At 70.2% G+C, this 19,803-nt stretch carries 16 protein-coding genes and 1 pseudogene; 7 read left to right on the forward strand and 10 right to left on the reverse strand.

All coding sequences use genetic code 11. The features are described from left to right. Positions 1–1,274: glycosyltransferase (locus tag Srubr_RS13455; RefSeq protein ID WP_203855017.1), on the reverse strand; the 1,274-nt coding region annotated here is incomplete at its 3' end. Positions 1,275–1,438: 164 nt separating this feature from the next. Between Srubr_RS13455 and Srubr_RS13460 the strand changes: the two genes are divergently transcribed. From Srubr_RS13460 to Srubr_RS13470, 3 genes are read left to right on the forward strand one after another with little or no spacing between them, the layout of a single operon-like run. Continuing rightward, positions 1,439–2,311: an AfsR/SARP family transcriptional regulator gene (locus tag Srubr_RS13460; RefSeq protein WP_189999757.1), complete on the forward strand. Its 873-nt coding sequence runs from the start codon at positions 1,439–1,441 to the stop codon at positions 2,309–2,311. Further along, positions 2,308–3,234, forward strand: a complete 927-nt coding sequence (locus tag Srubr_RS13465) for a putative sugar O-methyltransferase (protein ID WP_189999758.1) — start codon at positions 2,308–2,310, stop codon at positions 3,232–3,234. The genes Srubr_RS13460 and Srubr_RS13465 overlap by 4 nt, the downstream gene beginning before the upstream one ends. Beyond that, complete coding sequence (locus tag Srubr_RS13470) at positions 3,231–4,220, forward strand: NAD-dependent epimerase/dehydratase family protein (protein WP_203855018.1); 990 nt, start codon at positions 3,231–3,233, stop codon at positions 4,218–4,220. Before Srubr_RS13465 ends, Srubr_RS13470 begins: the two co-directional genes overlap by 4 nt. Before the next feature lie 10 nt (positions 4,221–4,230). On the opposite strand, the gene Srubr_RS13475 is transcribed toward Srubr_RS13470, so the two are convergent. Together Srubr_RS13475 and Srubr_RS13480 are read right to left on the reverse strand one after the other, a co-directional pair. Next, positions 4,231–5,607 (reverse strand): NDP-hexose 2,3-dehydratase family protein, encoded by a 1,377-nt coding sequence (locus Srubr_RS13475; protein ID WP_189999759.1) that lies wholly within the window; start codon positions 5,605–5,607, stop codon positions 4,231–4,233. A gap of 419 nt (positions 5,608–6,026) precedes the next feature. Then, positions 6,027–7,064: a glucose-1-phosphate thymidylyltransferase gene (locus Srubr_RS13480; protein WP_189999760.1), complete on the reverse strand. Its 1,038-nt coding sequence runs from the start codon at positions 7,062–7,064 to the stop codon at positions 6,027–6,029. 649 nt (positions 7,065–7,713) lie between these two features. Here Srubr_RS13480 and Srubr_RS13485 point away from each other — a divergent pair. Continuing rightward, a complete protein-coding gene (locus Srubr_RS13485) occupies positions 7,714–9,198 on the forward strand; it encodes an FAD-binding oxidoreductase (RefSeq protein WP_203855019.1) in 1,485 nt (494 codons plus the stop codon). Here Srubr_RS13485 and Srubr_RS13490 read toward each other — a convergent pair. From Srubr_RS13490 to Srubr_RS13515, 6 genes are all read right to left on the reverse strand, one after another. Further along, positions 9,191–9,328 carry a hypothetical protein gene (locus tag Srubr_RS13490; protein WP_189999762.1) on the reverse strand — a complete coding sequence of 46 codons (138 nt, stop codon included), beginning with the start codon at positions 9,326–9,328 and terminating at the stop codon, positions 9,191–9,193. The genes Srubr_RS13485 and Srubr_RS13490 overlap by 8 nt on opposite strands. Positions 9,329–9,408: 80 nt before the next feature. Next, positions 9,409–10,128: an LmbU family transcriptional regulator gene (locus Srubr_RS13495; protein WP_229927009.1), complete on the reverse strand. Its 720-nt coding sequence runs from the start codon at positions 10,126–10,128 to the stop codon at positions 9,409–9,411. Between the two features lie 1,015 nt (positions 10,129–11,143). Further along, complete coding sequence (locus tag Srubr_RS13500) at positions 11,144–11,464, reverse strand: AzlD domain-containing protein (RefSeq protein ID WP_189996965.1); 321 nt, start codon at positions 11,462–11,464, stop codon at positions 11,144–11,146. A 1-nt stretch (position 11,465) separates the two neighbouring features. Beyond that, complete coding sequence (locus tag Srubr_RS13505) at positions 11,466–12,254, reverse strand: AzlC family ABC transporter permease (protein WP_189996966.1); 789 nt, start codon at positions 12,252–12,254, stop codon at positions 11,466–11,468. A 114-nt stretch (positions 12,255–12,368) separates the two neighbouring features. Then, the gene (locus Srubr_RS41425; RefSeq protein ID WP_308439912.1) at positions 12,369–12,794 is read right to left on the reverse strand and encodes an acyl-CoA dehydrogenase family protein; all 426 of its coding nucleotides are present in this window, start codon (positions 12,792–12,794) and stop codon (positions 12,369–12,371) included. Continuing rightward, positions 12,689–13,333 carry an acyl-CoA dehydrogenase family protein gene (locus Srubr_RS13515; protein ID WP_189996968.1) on the reverse strand — a complete coding sequence of 215 codons (645 nt, stop codon included), beginning with the start codon at positions 13,331–13,333 and terminating at the stop codon, positions 12,689–12,691. Before Srubr_RS13515 ends, Srubr_RS41425 begins: the two co-directional genes overlap by 106 nt. Before the next feature lie 122 nt (positions 13,334–13,455). On the opposite strand from Srubr_RS13515, the pseudogene Srubr_RS13520 reads away from it, so the two are divergent. Then, positions 13,456–13,834, forward strand: a pseudogene (locus Srubr_RS13520) (ABC transporter ATP-binding protein); the annotation flags it as partial. Between the two features lie 83 nt (positions 13,835–13,917). Here Srubr_RS13520 and Srubr_RS13525 read toward each other — a convergent pair. Continuing rightward, the gene (locus Srubr_RS13525) at positions 13,918–15,984 is read right to left on the reverse strand and encodes a hypothetical protein (RefSeq protein ID WP_189996969.1); all 2,067 of its coding nucleotides are present in this window, start codon (positions 15,982–15,984) and stop codon (positions 13,918–13,920) included. Positions 15,985–17,112: 1,128 nt separating this feature from the next. Between Srubr_RS13525 and Srubr_RS13530 the strand changes: the two genes are divergently transcribed. After that, positions 17,113–18,456, forward strand: a complete 1,344-nt coding sequence (locus Srubr_RS13530) for a uracil-xanthine permease family protein (RefSeq protein WP_189996970.1) — start codon at positions 17,113–17,115, stop codon at positions 18,454–18,456. After that, complete coding sequence (locus Srubr_RS13535; RefSeq protein ID WP_189996971.1) at positions 18,453–19,781, forward strand: amidohydrolase family protein; 1,329 nt, start codon at positions 18,453–18,455, stop codon at positions 19,779–19,781. The genes Srubr_RS13530 and Srubr_RS13535 overlap by 4 nt, the downstream gene beginning before the upstream one ends. Positions 19,782–19,803: the final 22 nt, after the last annotated feature.

Consider the following 19,803-nt stretch of genomic DNA (forward strand, 5'->3'; position numbering starts at 1 on the left):
GCGATCTCCTCGGCGATGGCCTTGGCCGCCTGTCTGGCCCCGGGATCGGCCAGCAGCCCGCCGGCTGCCTCGGTGACGGCCGCGGCGGAGACGACATCGCAGCGGCGCCGGTCCTCCCATCGTTGGACCCCCTCGGGCAGCAGCCGCCTGCCGGCACCGGCCGCCGCGACCGCGCCGGCGTTGAGGAACCCGTCGAATCCGATGGGCAGGAACAGTTGCGGTACCCCGGAACCGGCCGCGCCGAGGGTGGTTGCGGAACCGCCGTGGTGCACCGCGAGATCGGCCAGTGACAGCAGTTCCGCCTGCGGCACCCACTGCTTGAGGTGCACATGAGCGGGCAGGGCAGGGAAATCGGCCAGCGAAATGTTCGGCCCGGCCGCCACCACCACCTCGGCGTCCAGGGCGGACAGCCCGTCGACGGCGGCGCGCAGGGCGGCAGCGGTGCCGAGAACGGTGCCCAGCGTCAGGTAGACCAGCGGCCGTTTCCGTCCGGCCAGGACGATCTGCGGCAGCTCACCGGATTCGTTGAAGGGCACCGGGCGCAGCAACATCCGTTCCGGACGGTCCACAAACGACGTTTCCTGCAGCGGGTCCGGATAGATGTCCAGGTACCGGTCACCGAGGAGGTACTGCCCCTCGGGCAGTTCCACACCGTTCTCGGCAGCGACCGCGCGCAGCAGCTGCATGCCGCGCCGCTGCCACCGGTCTGCCGGGTCGATCGCCTCCGCCCGGGCGTTGGCGTGGCATACGGCGGGAATGCCCGCGCGGTGTGCCGCGAGCCCGGCTCCCGGGTTACCGGCCTGGTACACCACCAGGTCGGGCCGCTGTGCCCGCAGCACGGGCAGCAGGTCGGCGGCGAACCGGCGGGGCAGTATCTCGTTTAACACCCGGACCGCGGGCTCGAGCCATTCCTCCGGCGGCACTTGCCCGTTCGTCCCGTCCGTCCCTGCTAAGGCGGCGGCGAAGGCATCCCGGATCGGCATCCCGGCCGGCACGGTACAAAATCCGAGCCCTCGCAGCAGCGGGTGGAATCTCTCACCCGTGGCATACAGGACGTCATGGCCGGCCTGCCGGGCGGCTAGGGCCAGCGGCAGCAAAGGGTGGGTGTGGCCATAACCGGGATGGCTGGAGAAAAGGATCTTCATGGCATCCGCAAAGGCATGATTCTGGACCTCGGCAACCGTTGATCTGTTTTTCCGAACAGGTACCTGGACAGCTGAACCGGGCTGGCTCGCGGCTGAGTTCAGACTAGCCAGCGGTGTCGCGGCGCCCATCCCTCAGATTGACTGCGCGTGGCCGCCGCGCATGAGCGGCGTCCGTGCGCCGCTGTCCCGCGTGAAGAATGCCGCCCGGCGGGGCGTGAGCACCGGGCGCAGGGCGGACGACTACTCACTCAGCCAGCTGCCGGGCCCGGCGCGGCGGGTGTAGGAAAACAGTCATGAAATTCCGAGTACTCGGTCCCTTCGAGAGTTCGATAGACGGCACGCCGAGCACACCCAGCGCGACCCGGGTGCGCTGGACGCTTGCCCTGCTGCTGCTGCGGGCCAACCAGGTGGTCGACCGGGGCTGCATCATCCAGGAACTGTGGGGGGAGAACCCCCCGCGCCGGGCGGTCACCGCGGCGCAGACGTACATCTATCACTTGCGCAAGATGTACCTGCGGTGCGCCGGCCGGCCCGGTGAGGGCGAGTTCATCGAGACCCGCCCGCCGGGTTACCTGCTGCGGTGCGAGGAGTCGGAGATCGACGCGTTCGTCTTCGAGCGGCTCAGTGCGGAAGGTGCCGCCGCCTACGCCGCGGGCGACGCGGAGCGGGCGGCCCGCCGTCTGCGGCAGGCGCTCGCGCTGTGGCGCGGCCGGGTGCTCGCCGACATCACCGCGGGCCCGGTGCTGACCCCGCACATCCGGAAGCTGGAGGAGGTGCGCACCCGGACGGTCCGCACCCGGATCCTGGCCGACCTGCGGCTCGGCCGGCACCACGAACTCATCCCCGAGCTGCGGCTGGCCGCGGCCGAGCATCCCTTCGACGAGTGGTTCCACGAACAGCTGATGATCGCCCTGAGCGAGGCGGGCCGGCGCGCGGAAGCCCTGGACGCCTACCGCGAACTGCGGCGCACGCTGGACCAGAACCTGGGCATCGAACCGTCGCACACGCTCCAGCAGCTCCAGCACGATGTGCTCGTGGGCGCCGTGCGCCGCCCGGACCGGGCCAAGGAGGCCGTAGCGCACGGGGCGGCACACGGCCGCGCCGGACAGCGACACCGCAGGCGAGGGCCGGAAGGCCAGGCCAGGGCGAAGGAGGCCCAGTCATGACCGGTCAGGTGCACCGGCGTTACGGCCCGAGCGCGCAGTGGCTGCACATCAACGAGGCGCACATCACCGAGGAGGCCGTGGCCGACCTCGCCGGGTTCAAGTCGAACGGGGTCAACTTCAAGCTGGCGCTGTGGAACCCGCAGCCCAACGGCGTGCGCTACCTCAAGGCCCTCACCTTCGCCCTGGGCATGCAGCTCAGCCCCGCCAACAGGGAGCGGCTGCAGCGCACACGCAACCGGGAGGTCGGCGACCCCTATGCGGTGCGCTGCAACGGCGAACCGGTGTGCCTGGACTATCTGCAGGCGGTGCACGAGGTCGAGTTCATGGCGGCGAACCTGCCCCTCGACGGCGCCCGCATCATGGAGATCGGCGCCGGCTACGGCCGGACCTGTCACACCCTGCTGTCCAACCACGAGGTCGCCGGATACACGATCGTCGATCTGCCGAACACGCTCGCCCTGTCGCGCCGGTACCTGCACACCGTGCTGGAGCCGGAGCAGTTCGCGAAGATCCGTTTCGTGGGCGTCGACGAGGTGGAGGAGCAGGTGCGCGGCGCCCGCTTCGATCTGTGCCTGAACATCGACTCGTTCGCCGAGATGGACCCCGGCACCGTAGGGGACTACCTCGCGCTCATCGACGCGACCTGCGCGCACTTCTACGTCAACAACCCGGTCGGCAAGTACATCGACAAGACGCTGGATGGCCACTCGCAGGGCGCCGCCGTGGTGGAGCTGGCGCTCAACAGCGGGCTGCTGCGCGACGTCATCGACATCCACGACAGCGAGGCGGTGCTGCAGAAGGTGCCCGCTTTCGTGTCCGCCTACCGGCCCGGCCCGCGGTGGCAGTGCGTGGCGCGGGAACGCGCGGTGTCGTGGAGTTACTACTGGCAGGCCCTGTACCGCGCCGGGGCGGTGCCGCGGTGACGGCCGCGGGGGACGGCGGTCACCGGCCGCTGATCGTGGTGCTGGGCGGTTCGGGCTTCATCGGCGCCGCAGTCGTCGAAGCCCTCGCCCGGCGCCCGGTCCGGCTGCGCACCGTCGGCCGCCGCCCGCAGCCGGTGCCGGCCGGCGCGGTGGCCGACATCGAGACGGTGTGCGCCGACCTCACCGGCCGCGCCGCGCTCGAAGCGGCGGTGGCCGGCGCGGACACGGTGGTCCATCTGCTGATGCACACCGCCGACTGGCGTGAGGCCGCGGGCAACCCGGCCGCCGAAGAAGTGAACGTCGGTGTGATGCGCGACCTCGTCGGCCTGCTCGGCAACACCCGCCGGCCGCCCGCCGTCCTGTTCGCGGGCTCCACCTCGCAGGCCGGCCTGCCCGAGCGGATGCCCATCGACGGCAGCGAACCCGACCGGCCCACGACCGCCTACGACCGGCACAAGCACACAGCCGAGCAGATACTCAAGGCCGCCGACGCCGCCGGGCTGGTCCGCGGCGTCTCCCTGCGGCTGCCCACCGTGTACGGGGACAGCCCGCGGGGACGGCTGACCGGCCGCGGCGTGGTCTGCACCATGGTGCGCAAGGCTTTCGCCGGCGAGGAACTCACCCTGTGGAACGACGGCACCGTCGAACGCGACCTGCTGTACGTGCACGACGCCGCGGACGCCTTCCTCGCCGGGATCGACCACGCCCAGGTGCTCGCGGGCCGGCACTGGCTGCTGGGCACCGGCCGCGGCGTGCCCCTGGGCGATGTCCTGCGGACGATCGCCGACCTGGTCGGCGCCCACCTGGGGCGGCCGCCGGTGCCCGTCGTGTGCCTGCCGCCGCCCGACTTCGCCACGGCCACCGACATGCACAGCGTCACGATCGACTCCTCAAGGTTCCGGGCGGCCACCGGCTGGCGCCCCCGGGTGCCGCTGCACCTCGCGCTGCGGCGCTGCGTCGAGGCGTTCGCCCACAGCGCCCGATAGCGCCGCCGGCCTACAACAGCCCCTCCAGCAGCCCCACGACCGCGAGCAGCGTACGCGCCTGCATGTTCAGGTAGTGGCCATGCCGGGCCAGCGAATGCAGCTGGCCGGGAGTGACCCAGGCGAACCCGGGCGGCGGCTCGGCACCCGCCTCCGCCTCGGTGGCCGCCACCAGCAGGCAGCGGCTGACCGCGTTGTGGAAACGGCCGCCCTCGTCCGAGTGCAGCGCCGCGTAGCGGATCCGGTCCGCTCCCGCACGGCGCACCAGATCAAGGAACGGCGGCTGCTCCCGCTCCGGCAGATGGGCATAGTTCTGCGGGGTGCACTGCACCGTCGGCCCGAGTTCGACGGTGTCGAGGAGGCCCCCCTCCGCCCGGGCGTGGACCAGCAGGTGCACCACCCCGGCGAAGCGGCGGACCAGGAACGCGCACAAACCCACGCCGACCGGCTCCAGCAGCGGCTGCATCCACGAGGTCACCTCACGGTTGCCGGCGACGACGGACACCCCGCCGACCCGGAAATACCGGTTGTCGACGTGGCGGATGTGGTCCTCGGTGCGCACCCAGTCGCTCACCTCGGCCAGCGGGATACGCCGGGCCCGCACCTCGTGCCGGGCCCGCTCGTTGGTGAACCACGACAGCACATCGGTGTCCGAGCGCACCGCGCCCGCCTCCGCGGGCGCCATCGGCGCACAGGCCAGGACACTGCGCGCGTCCATGTTCACGACATGGTCACGGCGCAGCAGGCTGCCGATCTGTCCCAGCGTGAGCCAGCAGAAGTCCTCGTCCGGCCGCACCTCGTCGAACGTCTCGATGATCATGTTGCGGTTGGACTTGCACAAAAACCAGGAACCGTGCTCCGACTGCAGCACATCGGCGACCACCCGGCCCCTTCCCGGCCGCGTGAAGTACTCCAGGTACTTCACATCGGCGCCCCGGTGCACACCGGTGTAATTGCTGTAGGTGGCCTGCACGGTCGGCGAGAGCTGCAGCAGGCCGGGATTACCGGGCTCCATCTTGGCCTGCATCAAAAAGTGCAGGACACCGTCGAACTCCTTGGCCAGAATGCCGAGGATCCCCACCTCGGGCTGCACGATGATCGGCTGCTGCCACGCCCGGCCGTCGATCGCGACATCCAGCCCCTCCACGCTGAAGAACCGCCCGCTGCGGTGCACGACATTGCCGCTTCCCGGTTCGAACGACCAGCCGTCGATCTTCTCAAGCGGCACCCGCTCGACGGTGAAGCGGTGCGCCTGGCGGCGCCCGGCGAGCCAGGCGTCGACGTCCTGGGTCCGCATGCCCGTACCGGCCACGACGGCCCGCCGGGAACGCTCCAGCCGTGCGGGCAGCCGGGTGTCATCCCGCGCTGCCAGCTGTGTCGCGGTCGTCATGCTCGATCCCTTCGATACGAGGTCCGCCAGCGCACCGCGCGCAGCGCGGTGACACCCGCCCTCACCTGGTCAGCCGGGCCACGGCCGGGCCGGTACGCTCGTCGCTCGCGGTGACGGCGGGCCGGGCGGGCCGGCGCCGGCCCGCCCGTAGACCGCTCCCCGCACGGCCGGGACGCCCCCGCCGGCGAGGAACATGGCGGTGCCCCGGCACGACCCGTCCCGGGCAACCGACACATACAGCCCGGCGGGCGAGTGATCCGCCCGCCCCGCGCCCGCGATGCGGGGTGGACGGGCGGGCGCGGCAGCATGCGCGGTGCTCTTCCTGCGGCTCGGTGTGCGGGCCGCCGACCGCCGCCGCGGCCGACGCGGCCGCCGCGGCGGCGATCGGTGCGGGCAGGACGAACCCGGAAGAACGCTGATCACGACGCACTGCGGTCCTCGGCCGAGGAGGTGGCAGGTGCCGTGACCCGCAGCCGGCCGTTGGATATCTCACCGGTGACCGGTGGCCCTCCCCGCACGACGGAGCCGCCCAGGAGAATCGAGTCCCGCACGACGGCTTTGCGCACCCGGCACTGCGGCCCGAGGGCGACATACGGGCCCAGGACGCTGTCCTCGACCACGCTGCCCGCGCCGAGGACGAGCGGCCCGCGCAGCACGGAGCGGGTCACCCGCGCACCGCTCTCCACCGTCACATCGCCGTGCACGACACTCGCCGCGTCGACCACACCGGCGATGTTCGGAGGTAACCCGTCCAGCAGCAGCCGATTGCAGGCCAGCAGGCCCTCGACCGTGCCGGTGTCCTTCCACAGGCCGGTGAAAGGCTGCGCGGAGACGGTACCCCCCGCATCGATCAGGTACTGGATCGCGTCGGTGATCTCCAGTTCACCGCGCGGGCTGGGACTGATCCGGTCTACTGCGGCACAGATCTCCGGCGTGAAGAAGTAGACACCCATGATCGCCAGATCGCTCGGCGGGCAAGGCGACTTCTCCACCACCGCACGGACATTGCCGTCCGCACGGAGGCCGGCCACACCGTACTGGCTCGGATCGGCGACCTTGGCAAGCAGCAGCTTCGCGGCCGGCCGGCTGGACCTGAACTCCTCGGCCGCGCCCGCCAGATCACCGACCACCACATTGTCACCCAGGTACAGGACGAAATCCTCGTTGCCGAGGAAGCCCGCGGCGATACGGACACAGTGCGCGAGCCCGGCCGGGGTGTCCTGCCGGATGTAGGTGAGGTCCAGGCCCAGCGCCGCCCCGTCCCCCAGCGCCGCCCGGATCTGGTCGCCGTGCTCGCCCTCCACGACGCCGACCTGCCGTATGCCCATGGCCCGGATGTTGCGCAAGCAGTGCCGCAGGACCGGCTCGTTCGCGACGGGGATCAGCTGCTTGGGCATCGAGAGCGTCAACGGGCGCAACCGGCTACCGCTCCCGCCGGCCAGCACGAGTGCCTTCATGCCCTGCATCCTGAGCCCTGCCGTTCGAGACCTGCTCAAGCGCCGCTCCCCGACCGGCCCGCACGACGGATACCAGGCCCCCCGGCTCCTCACACGCGCTCGTGACGACGCAGCCCGCCACCTCCCCCGGCACAGCATGCAAAACACCGGCGTCAGGCGGCCGCCCACACGCCCCGCGGCACACAACCGCGAGGGCCATGCCTGAACAGCAGCGCCCACCGGTGCCCCCCTCTTGGCCGAAGAACGCAGAACCGGCCCGGACGCCCCGCGCCGACCTGCCACAGCCGAGCAGGGCAGCACACCCCCCGGTACAGCACAACGAACATCCCCCCCCCCGGCCCGCCGGCCAGGACATCCAGACACCGGCCCGACGGCGCGGGCGGCCGCCGGCTCACACACCCGCGTGCTCAACCCCTCCCCCCCGCCACGGGGCCCGGGGTGCCGGGGTGCCGGGCCGTTCCCCTCGTTACCGGTATCCGCCCGAAAACCCCGAGTGAGGGCGGTCAGTTACGGCCCTCGTCCTTGCGCCCGCTCTCAGCGAATGATGAGAATCACGGCAACGTCTTACACGTATGGGGGAATCACTGTGGCAGGCAACCTCACTCGCCGTGCTGTCCTGAGCCTGACCGCCGCATCGACGGCCGGTGCGGTGACAGGCCTCCTCGGGCCGACCGGATCCGCCGCCGGCAGCACCACCCGGCGCCGCGGCACGGCCGGCTGGAACGCACTGAGCCGTCACCTCGACGGTGATCTCATCCTGCCGTCGGACGCACGCTACGAACAGGCCCGCGAGCAGTCACTCCGCCAGTTCGACACCACCCACCCGATGGCCATCGCCTACTGCCAGAACACACAGGATGTCCAGACCGTCCTGGCGTTCGCCCAGGACAAAGGGATACACACCGTTCCCCGCAGCGGCGGACACAGTTTCGGCGGCTACTCGACGACGACCGGCATAATACTGGACGTCTCCCGGCTGAACCGGGTCACCACCGACCAAACACTCGTCACGATCGGGGCCGGCACCCAGCAAGTCGACGCGCTGGCAGCCCTCACCCCGCACGGGCTCGCCCTGGCCAGCGGCCTCTGCCCCACCGTAGGCGCCGGCGGATTCATCCAGGGCGGCGGCATCGGCCATCAGACACGCAAATACGGCATGGCCTGCGACCGGCTCGTCTCAGCCGAAGTGGTACTGGCGGACCGGCGCGCCGTACGCGCCTCGGCCCAAGACAACCCCGATCTGTACTGGGCACTGCGCGGCAACGGCGGCGGCAACTACGGCGTCGTCACCAGCTACACACTGCAACCCATACGACGCACCACCCTGACCGGCTACAGACTGGTCTGGTCGGCAGGCGACACGGCCACAACGATCGAAAACTGGCAGCAGTGGGTGACAAGGGCACCCAACGACCTCTCCTCGCTGCTCATAGCCGGCTCCGCAAGCCCCCCCTCACCCGACACCATGGTGAGCATCGCCGGCACCTGGTACGGCACCGTGGAAGACCTCGACCGCCATATCGACGAACTCGTCGCAGCAGTCGGCACAAACCCCCTCAACCGGACCGTCGCAGAAAGATCGCTTCAGCAAGGCATGATGCAGATCTACGGCTGCGCGACCCTCACCACCGCACAATGCCACCGGGCCGGCACCACACCCGAATCGATGGTGCCCCGCTGGAACTACTACCGCACCCGGTCCCGGATGTTCGACTCAACGGTGCCCCCCGCCGACATCGAGGACCTCCTGACAGTCCTGACCGACCCCACGCACATGCGAACCGGACAGACCCGCAAACTGTACTTCGAGGCCCTCGGAGGCGCCGCGAACGAACCGGCCCGCACCGACACCGCCTACGTACACCGCACCACCCAGATACTGGCCGGACTCACCGCAGAACTGCCCGACCCCGCCTACACCAGCGAAGACACAGCAGCCTGTGAAAACTGGCTCGCAGACGGCTTCGCCGTCCTCGACCGCCACTCCCTGCCCGAAAGCTACCAAAACTACATGGACCCCGCCCTGGAAGACTGGCGGACCGCCTACTACGCCGAAAACTACCCCCGCCTGGCACGCATCAAGCACGCCTACGACCCGCACGGCTTCTTCCGCTTCCCCCGCAGCATCAGCTGACGAACAACCCCACCCCGACAGCGACGACAGCAACGGCAGCAACGACAGCGACGACAGCGACGACAGCGACGACAGCGACGACAGCGACGACAGCGACGACAGCGACGACAGCGAGAACGACCGACGCCACGACACGTGACCGGCGGCGTTGCCCGGCGGACCGCCCGGCACCGCGCAACGCACCGCCGGACCGCCCTCGGCCCCGGCCGCTCAGCCCGCGTCGCAGTGCTTCGCCGTGCCACAGGCCGCCACGTCCAAAGCGCTCGTGACCCAGTCGGCGAACGGCTTACCGGCGAGCTCGGCGGCAGCCTGCCAGCGCGTCAGCGCTTCACTCTCCACCTGAACCAGCGGCAACCGGGCAAGACCCCGGCGCTCCGCCGAGCCCCGGTGGGCACGCACCCTGCGCCGCAACTCTGTCTTCGACCAGCCGTTGTCATGCGCCCGCGCCAGCCAGACGTCCTGATCACCCGGTCGCAGCGCGGCCACCTCGGCGTGGTGCTGGAAACTCAGCTGAGGGTGACGGCGCGAGACATCGAACTTCCGCGCCACCCACGCATAGTTACGCAGCGTCTGATAATCCAGGCCGGCCGCCTCCACCGCCTGGCGGTACCGGTCACCGTACTTGTCCTGCCCATACACCAGCCAGTCCCCAAGACACCAGGCGAAGGAGTCGGCCGTCTGGAAAAGCTTCCGGCCGGCCGCCTGCCATGTCTCGAACGGCAGCGCCGCCGGCAGGCGCAATCCCACCCGGGTGGTGAGGATCTGGCCCTTGTGACCAGCCCGCGCCCGGGCCGGCACCGGCCCGGCCACAGCCACGCCGGCCGCGTTCTGACCGCCGCCTCCAGCGTCGATAAGCGGAAGCCCCGCCCGGCGAGGAGCAGAACGCGCCATGGCATGACGCCCCCCGCGCACGATGTCTGTCGCTTGCATGCCTGCAGTCACCGATCATGTCCGTCCGTCGTCCCCTGTCCGTCGGCCGGGCCGCGGCCACACAGGCCGCGCGCGGCCGTGCCACCAGCATGAAGGGACCACAAAGCCCAACACCAGTGTTGACCTGTTGACTCCTGAAAGGAAACACCCAACCACCCCGAACCCGCACCAGGCACACCACAAAGGCCACACCCGGCCCAGCCCCACAGCCACGCCCCTACCACCGCACCAGACCATACGCACCCAACAGCCTCAAAGCCGCCTCCGCGTCACACACCGCCGCCTGCACAACCCGGTCCAGCAGACGATGACGCAGCCTCAAAGACAACGGCAAATGCCGCAAAGTGACAGAAAACCGGGGAATATAAGCATGCGTCCGGGCAAAAATCCGGTCCCTCAAACGCCAGGCCCGATGATGGAACCGGTACCCGGAAACCGTGCCCCCCGCACCGAGGAACTCACGCAGGACCAACGCCTCCAAAGCCGCAACAGTCGCAGCCCGCGAACCGACCAGATCCCCGTGGACACAACCCAAACCCATCAGCAACAGCCCGGAAGGCAGACCACGAGCACTGCCATACCGAAAGCACACACGCCCAGACACATACGGGAACGCAGGCTCACCAAGCGGCTCCGCCTCACCCAGCACCTCACGAATATCCCCAGCCGCAAGACCCCCGGCAAACCGAAGCAAAGACCGGTCGTCACCCAAACGCGGCAAATCACCCACCAAACTACCCAGACTCAAAGCCCAACGACCCCGCTCCTCACGCACCAGACAACCCGAACGCGGCACAGCACACGTAGGAGCCACCACCACAGCCAAATCACCCTCAAGCACACCCACAGGCAACCTGTAACGCCGAACAACCTCACTCACACCGAGAAAAGGGACGGCCGAGCAGGTGTCTTTCCCGGGCGTGGGAGGTGGCTCTGCGGGCCGCCGGGCGGTGGCCCACCGGGCCCTGCGGGCCCTGGGCGGTGGCTCTGCGGGCCGCGGGAGGACCTGCTCCACCTAGCCGAAGAGGCGCTTGACCAGGAAGAAGACGACGACACCGATCACGGTGACGACCAGGAAGTGCTTGACGAACCGGCCCGCCACCAAGGTGGCCACGCCGCCGACGAGGGTGGGCACGGCCCACTCGCTGTCGCCTCCGTCCCACATCGGGGTCAGCACCGCGGGGAAGACCAGGGCGGCGAGCACCGCGCCGGGCACGTAGTTCAGAGCGCTCTTGACCACATCGGGCAGTTCCCGGTCCCCGAAGAGGACGAGGGGGACCCAGCGGGTGGCGAACGCGCACAACGCCATGCCGATGATCAAAAGGGTCAGCGTCATCTCACACCGCCTCGGGGGTGTCAGGGGTTTCCGCCCTCTTCTTGTGGCGCTTCTCCGCCACCTCGCACAGCGCGCCGATGACGGCTCCGCCGAGCGTCGCCACGACGACATACAGGTTGTAGGGCAGCGGGTGGGAGATCAGGGCCAGGGCGCCGGCGCCCAGGACCGAGACCCAGATCTTCCAATTGGTCAGGGCCCCGGCCATCATCGCGATGAACAGCGCCGTCATCGGGAATTCGAGGCCCTCGCCGGCGATGCCGGGCACCGCGCTGCCCAACGCCGTACCGATGACCAGGGAACTGATCCAGTTGGCGAACATCGCGGTGACACTGCCCAGGAAGTACCACTGGCGCTCACGGATGCCGGCCGGCTTCTTGAAGCGTTCGATGACGATGAAGAACGTGGCATCGACCAGACCGAAGGCCAGCACAGCACGCCAGCGCTGCGGTAGGTCGCTGAGGTGCGGGCGGAGCATGACGGCGTAGATCATCATGCGCAGGCTGAGCACCAGGGTGGTGAGCAGGATGACCGGCGTCGGCGAGCCGTCGCGCAGGAGCTGCAGGCCGGCGAGCATGGCGGTGCCGGAGTTCACGGCCGCACCCATGCCCACAGTGCCGAGCCAGCCCACACCGCCCGCGATCCCCGCGGCCCCGGCGACGATGCCCATGGGGAACGCGGCGATCATGAAAGGGGTCATCGCGCGGGCGCCGGCCCAGAACTCGGTGCGCGCATCGGCCGCGGCACCCGCACCGGCGTCGGCGGGTGTCTCCTTGTTCACGGCGTCGCTCAACGTCGTACCTCGTTCACAGTCCCGTCTCCATCGCGTGCGCTCGTCACGGTGCAGTTCTACACGACGACCCGACGCGGCCGCGCGGCGATCCGAGCGCGCAGCAACGACGCTGCCTCACCGAGCAGTTCGGCCGGGTAACCAAGCCACAGCGACACGACGGCGGCCCGCCGGTGGAAGAGCTGCGCCGTCACTGTCCTCGGTCATGCCGTGCGCCCCGTGGATCTGCATCGCCTCGCCGGCCGTGCGCCGGGCCATCTGCGCGGCCATCGCCAGCGCCTGCGCGGCCGACAGCCGTACGGTCTGGGCGCCGACGGTGTCCGGGCGGTCCGCCTCCCGGGCCGCCGCGCGCACCACCAGCCCCACGGCATCCACGCGGGCGCCGGCTCGGCCAGCCAGAAGGCGAGAGTCTGCTGGTGGCCGATGGGACGGCCGAACTACCGCCGCTCGCGGGCACGTCCGACCGCGAGCCGCAGGGCGCCCCGGCTCACCCCGGTCAGCAGGCCGGTGTCCGCGGCGTGCCGCAGCAGCACGTCGCACCACCGGGCCGCCTTCGCCTCGAACTCCACGCCGGTGCGCTCCAGGCCCAGGACGTAATTGATCACCTCCCAGCCGCCGTCCACGTCGCCGACGACGTCGTCACGGGTGACCCGGACACCGGCCGGGGTGATGTCACCGAACCGCTCGTCACTGAGGTTCCACAGCGGGCCCACCACGACGCCGGGGGTCTTCAGCGGCACCACGAACAAGGTGATGCCGTGGTACTTCACATCGGACTCGCTGGTCCGGGCGGCGCACAGCGCGAAGTCGGCGAGGTGGGACTTCATGCCGTAGACCTTGCGGCCGCGCAGCCGCCACCCGTCGCCGTCCCGCTCGGCCCTGGTCTCCAGCGCCGCCAGGTCCGAGCCGACACCCGGCTCGCTGAACAGGATCGACGCCGCCCCCTCACTCCGGGCGATTCCGGGCAGCAGGCGCTTCTTCTGCTCGCCGGTGTTGGGCATCAGCAGGGCGAGGCCGACGATGTCGATGCTCAGGGTGTGCACGATGTCCGGGACACCGTGCCCAATGAGTTCCTCCGTCACGACGGTCTTCTGCTGCGGGGTGCCGCCCGGCCCCCGTACTCCACGGGCCAGTTGACAGCGAGGTGGCCGCGCTTACCGAGCCGACGGTTGACGTCCAGCAGTCCCGGTTCCTGGCCCCGCCGGGCTCCGCGCGCACCCGGTACCGGCGGGCGCCGTTCCTGCTGGTCGACGAGGCCGCCAGCGCCCTGGATGCCCCATGCGGAGATCGCCGTCTTCCGCGGGCTGTGGTCCCTGGCCGAGGAAGGGCACGCGGTCGTCCTCGTCACCCACCGGCTCGCCGCGACCGCGCACGCCGACCACATCTACGTCCTCGACCAGGGGCGTGTCATCGAGGACGGCACCCACGACGAACTCATGGCCCGCCCGGGCGGCCGGTATCACGCCATGTTCACCGCCCAGGCCGCCCAGTACGGGCTCGCGCCCCCGGCCGGCCCGCTTCCGGGCCCCGCGGCATCCAGCCGCCCGACCACGGGACGGCGAGCTCACCCGCCATGCCAGTGAGTGCCGCGGAGGGGAAGCAACGTGTCGTGACGGTCGCCACGCCAAGACAAGTCAGCGGTTCCCGACCGGGTGGCGACAAAGAGTCACACCCCGTCCATCTCGGTGTCCCCGTCGTAGTCGACCGGCGCGGTGACGTCGGTCGTCGTCCGTCGCGCGTCCAGGAGCTTCTTCCCCTTGCGGTTGATGGCCTTGCGCAGGTTGTCGCCGTTCTCGCCGGTGTACAGGAACTGCGACATGCTCGGCACGTCGTACCCAGGGGTTTCCCGCAACTCGGCCAGTTTGAGGAGCAGTTCGTCGGGCATCCCGGTGGGCTTGAGGTCGGGTCCGGTCCCTGCCTCGTGCCGCTGCTTCCAGTCCTGGCACCAGGAGCTGTGGGGCAGGAGCCGCTCGATGACAGCCGTGAGTTCGGCCTTGCCATCGTCGTCGATCTTTCCACCCTTGGTGAACTGCTTGTCCGCCGCCCCCGTCTTCACCCGCTTCCGTGGCCGGCTCTCGATCTTGCTGGACCTCGTCGGCACGTGCCGCTGGGGGCCTTCCTTGAGGTGCTTGGCGATCATGCTGCCGAACTTCTCCGGATTCCTCCCGACCACACCGCCCAGGTACTCGTATGTCATGCCCTGCTGCGTGTGATACCGCCCGGCGAGGTCCAGTGCCCGATGCCAGTCGGCCTCGGTGGGGGTCCGACCGTCGGAGCCGAAGTTCCACAAGTCGTGGAGTTCCTGGGCCTGTTCCGGGGACAGGGTCTCGCCGGTGCGGCGCCAGGTGGTCTGTGCCGCGCCCGTGCCGATGCCGATGTGGGCCGTCTCCTCCTCCCAGGTCTGCTCCAGCCTCCGTTCGGGGATCCGCCGGTACGGCATGTCCTCCGGGCCGTCTTCCGCGTCACTGTTCGGGGGCGTGTTGTCGGCCTGCCGTGACGCGTACTTGCCGGGCACCCGGAGCGTGGGACCGCCCCGTCGTTCCTCGGCCCCCTCGGGCGCCGCCTCGTTCCATCCCGCCGGGGTGCTCGTGACCTCCTCCTCGACCATGTGCCGGATGAACCCGAGGTAGTGCTCGTCGATCATGTGCCGGTGGTGCTCGTACAGGGTGTTCACGGAACTCTGGAAATAGTGACCGTAGTTGGGGTTGAAGCTCAACTGCCCGAATCCCAGGCGCTCTTTGTAGTACATGAGCGCCGCGGCGCAGCCCATGCAGGGGCGGTACTTGCCGCTGATCGCCAGAGAGCCGCGCACATCGTGCTGCGGGCGGATACCGGCGGCGCTCAGGGCCAGGAGGAGTTTCTGCTCGGCGTGGACAGACTTGTCCGGCCTTCCCTGTTTCGCCCCACCGGGCCCGGCGCCGAAGCGGAGCAGGAACACCCTGCCCTCGTGGTCGGTGTCGGTGAGCATCTCCCGCAGGTTCTCGCTGTGCAGGTCCAGGACGATGACCGGCTGGCCCAGTTTGGCGTGCAGGGCCTGCGCCGCGGGATCGTCGCCACGACCCTGTTCGCCACCGGGTGTGCCGCGCAGTCCGCCGACGATCGCCTTGTTCTTGCGCCGGTAGCTCGCCAGCTTCTCGCGCAGGTTCCGCTGCTCGTGTTCGCGCAGTCCCTTGTAACGGCCTTCCTCGCTCTGCTCGATCGCCAGCAGCTGCTCGAGGGTCGGGGCCTGTCCCGCCTCCTCGCTGCCGACCTGCACGAGGGTGTCGACCGACGCGTCGAAGTTCGACGCGAAGACCAGGCGGTCGTTGATCAGCATGCCCTGGACCTCGCGGTCGTCGCCCTCGTCCTCGGCCTCCGGGTCCTGCACCTTGGCCCGCTCCTGGGCACCCTTCATGCTGTCGAAGAGGAGGGCGCTGGTCTCGGTGAGCGTCTGCTGGGCTTCCTGTCCCTCCTTGGAACGCGGAAACCGCATGTCCATCTCGCCGTGCGCCCGCCCCTGCCGCAGGCCGCCGTAGTCCTTCATGAGCGGTTCGTCGGCCCCTTCGGGGACCTTCTTGATCTGGCTCCTGATCTCCTTCATGATCTCGCTCGGAGCCCTGCCCGCCGACGAATCCCCCGCCCCGGAACCGTCCTGGGGCATCCGCTGGACGACCGGCCGGGGGACGGCCCCGGACCGGATCATCTGCACGACGGCCGCGTTGCCCGCCGACCTCTGCATGGCCAGGGCAGTCATGGGGGCGCCCGGTACGGATGCCGGGGCACCGGCCGGCCGGCTGTCCCGCCCCCGACCGCGGTCCTGCCGCTCCTCGCCCCGTACCGCCACCTGCCGCTGCCGCATGTGTCCTGACCTCCTGATCCAGCGGTTGACCACCATGATCTCCCGGCCGCGGTGCGCGGCACATGTCCGACGGGCCGCGTCCAGGGGCAGAGATTCTTGCCCGAGCGGCCTCTCTGCGGGGTCAAACGAGCGGCGTACGCGGAGAACTTGTCCCTCCGGGCCGGTGAAGGTCCCGCCGAAGCGAAGGTCTCCTCGCCCCGCCATCATCGGCAGATCACGTCCATCAGCTGGGCGAGGGTGACGTGTTCGGCCGACCGGCAGCGGGAGAAGGTGATCTCGTCCGGTCCGAGATCGTGTGGGTGCGGGACACCCCGACCGCGCGGCCGAGCCGGAACTCCCGTCGCCTCGTGCGGAGTTCCGGGCCGGAGTACACCTCGTCGCCGACGGACCAGCGTGCCGCCGGCCGGGTGCTCCCGGGGCGGCCCACCCGGACTCGGCATGCGCGGGGAACTTGTCGCACTATCCGGCAGGGCGGTGCGAGCAGGAGTCCACGACCGCCACCTGCTGTTCGCCGGGCCGGCGATGGCGGCCGGCTTCTTCCGCCGGCTCTGATGGATGGCGAGTGCTGCAAGGCCGAGCAGCGGCATATGACAGTACGGCATTCTGCTGCACAGCAAGGACCCGCAGAGCCTCGACGACCATGTCCGAGGCGGGAAATGCCGACGCTCAAGCTGTGCCGTAGACGCGGCGGTCGTCGCTCATGGCCTCGTCGCCTCCCCCGGGGCCCGTCCGCGCGGCGAGACGGGCGAGGAAGTGCGTGCGGCCGGTGCACAGCCGGGACGGCGGCGGCTCGGGAGCCCGTCAGCCCGAGGAGAAGGAAGAAGACGAGGCCCTGTCTTCGAACCCCCGCCTGCGCCATGCCCTTCGGGTACACCGCGGTTTCCTGAGCGCAACGCCGCCGAAACACCGCCTTCCTACCGTCACCCCTACACCGGTCATGGCTGCAACGGCCGGTGTGCGTCCGGGGGCGGGGCTTGCCTGGGCGCTAACCAGCCGTCTTCCGCCGAACTGTGAGGAGGAACGATGGCTGTTGTCGAGCATGCCGTCGTGCCCGCACACCAAGGGCCTCACCCCGTCGATGTACGGCCGCCGTGGCGGCGGCTTGTGCCGCTGAGCCTGCAGCATCTGCTCGTCGCGTACGCGGGCATGGCTACGATGCCGCTGCTCGTGGGGACCGCGCTCCATCTGCCCGAGGACCGGACAAGGCTGCTCATCAGCGCGAACCTGCTGGTCAGCGGGGTCGCCACCGTGTTGCAGTCGCTGGGTCCGAAATGGTTCGGGGCGCGGTTGCCGATCGTGATGGGCTCCACGTTCACCGCGATCACCCCCGCCGTCCTCATCGGGCAGCAGCACGGGCTCGCCGCCGTGTTCGGGGCGACCGTCGTGTCCGGCCTGGTGACGCTGGCCGTCGCTCCCTGGTTCGGACGCTGTCTGCATCTGTTTCCGCCGCTGGTCACCGGGACGATCATCGCTGTCATCGGGTTCTCGTTGGTGCCTTCGGCGGCCGGTCTTATCGCCGGGGAGGGGGCCGGCGGCAGCGGTGGCCGCGGGCTCGCGCTCGCCGCCGGGACGGTGCTGCTCGTGGTCGTCGTGGAGCGCGTCGCGCCGCCCGCGCTCGCCCGGTTCTCGGTGCTTCTCGCCATGACCATGGGGACCGTGGCCGCACTGCCGCTGGGATTGTTCGACGGGTCGGGGGTCGCGGACGCGCGCGTCGTCACGGCACCCGATCCGACCGCTTTCGGGGCGCCCGCGTTCGTGGTGCCCGCCATCGCGGCGATGCTGGTCGTGCAGCTCGTGAACATGGTGGAGTCCGTCGGCGACACCCTCGCGGTCGGCCAGATCGTCGGCCGTGGCAACGACGCGCCCACCGTCGTACGGGCGCTGCGCGCGGACGGGGCCGCCACTGTGCTGTCGGGGGCGCTCGCCTCCTTCCCCATCGTGACGTTCGGGCAGTCGGTGGGCCTGGTGAGCGTGACTCGTGTGAGGAGCCGTCATGTGGTGGCTCTGTCGGGAGTGTTGATGGTGGTGCTCGCGTTCGTGCCCGTACTCGGGGCCGCCGTCGCCGCCGTGCCGGGGCCGGTCCTCGGCGGCGTCTCGCTGGTCATGTTCGGGACCGTGGGCGCCGTCGGGCTGCGCATCCTCGCACGCGCCGATCTGACCGAGCCGCGGAATCTGCTGACCGTCGCCCTCGCCTTCGCGCTCGGCATGATCCCCCTCGGCGCACCGGACTTCTACGCGCCGCTCCCCTCGTACCTGCGCACCGTCCTGGACAGCGGCATCGCCGTCACCGGGATCGTGGCGTTCCTGCTCCATCTGCTGTTCTCCCCCACGGGAGCGGCCCGTCACGGGAAGGAGTCCGCCCGATGACTCTCGGGACGATCACGGACGTCACTGTCCACACCGGGAGCCGCTGGTTGCCCGGTATGGACGTGCACATTGCCGACGGACGGGTCACGGCGATCTCGGCACACGGTGAACTCCCGTCCAGGGGTGAGGTCTTGGACGGACGCGGCGGACACCTGACGCCTGGCCTCGTCAACACCCACACCCACCTCTTCCAGACGGGACTGCGCGGCATCGGCGAGGGGCTCGGGCTGCTCGCGTGGCTGAGTGCCGTCGGCGAGGAGGCGGTGCTGCTCACGCCCGAGCGGGCCTACGCGGCCGCCGCCGCGGCGGCGGCCGAAGCACTGCGCAGCGGCACCACCACGCTCGTCGAGCACATGTGGCCGCACCCGTCGCCCGAGGTGCACGACGCAGTACTTCGGGCTCTCAAGGACAGCGGCGTAAGGGCCGTGCTGTGCCGGGGCGTCGCCGACCGGGCCGACCGGAGCCGCAAGTGGGGCTTCGATCCGCGGCTGATGCAGCCGTTGAAGGAGGCCCTCGCGCACACCGACGAACTGATCTCGCAGGCGCGCGGCAGCCGAGTGAACGTCGGCGTGGCCGTGCCCAATCCGCGGTGTCTGACGCCGGAGGGCATGGGCGCCGTGCGCACGTACGCCGAGGAGCGCGGACTGCCCGTCTCGCTGCACCTGCTGGAGACCACCACGGACGACACGATGTGCCGTGACCGTACAGGGGTCGGCGCCGTCGAGTATCTGGAGCGGGCCGGGTTTCTGTGGGAACGGCTGCTCGCCGTGCACTGCGTGGAGCTCGACGCCGAGGGGCGGGCCACCCTCGCCCGGCACGGCGTCGGTGTCTCGTACAACCCGCTGAGCAATATGCGGCTCGGCAGCGGGATCGCACCGGTGCCCGAGATGCTGGAGGCCGGCCTGAGTGTCGGTCTCGGGGTCGACGGGGCCGCCAGCAACGACACGCAGGACATCCTGGAGGCGTTGCGCATCGGCGCGTACCTGCAGCGGGCCGCGCACCGCAAGGCGGATCTGTTCGGGTTCCCCGAGATGTTCACGATGGCGGTGGGTGGCGCGAACCGGGTGCTCGGGATCGAGGAGAACCAGGACGGCGGGGTGTGGGTGGGGATGCGGGCGGACCTCGTCCTGCACCGCTTCGACCGGGACTACGCCTGCCTTCCGGTCCGCGATCCGGGTGCGACGCTGTTGACGTGCGCGGGTAGCAGGACGGTGGCGTCCGTGCTGGTCGGAGGCGAGGTGCTGGTACGCGACGGGGAGCATGTCCGGTTGTCGTCACGGGAGTTGGCGGCAGGTCTCGCCCGTTGGAGCCCGTGCGGCGACTGACCGGCGGAGCCCCGAGACCTCG

Source organism: Streptomyces rubradiris, assembly GCF_016860525.1.
GTDB lineage: Bacteria > Actinomycetota > Actinomycetes > Streptomycetales > Streptomycetaceae > Streptomyces > Streptomyces rubradiris.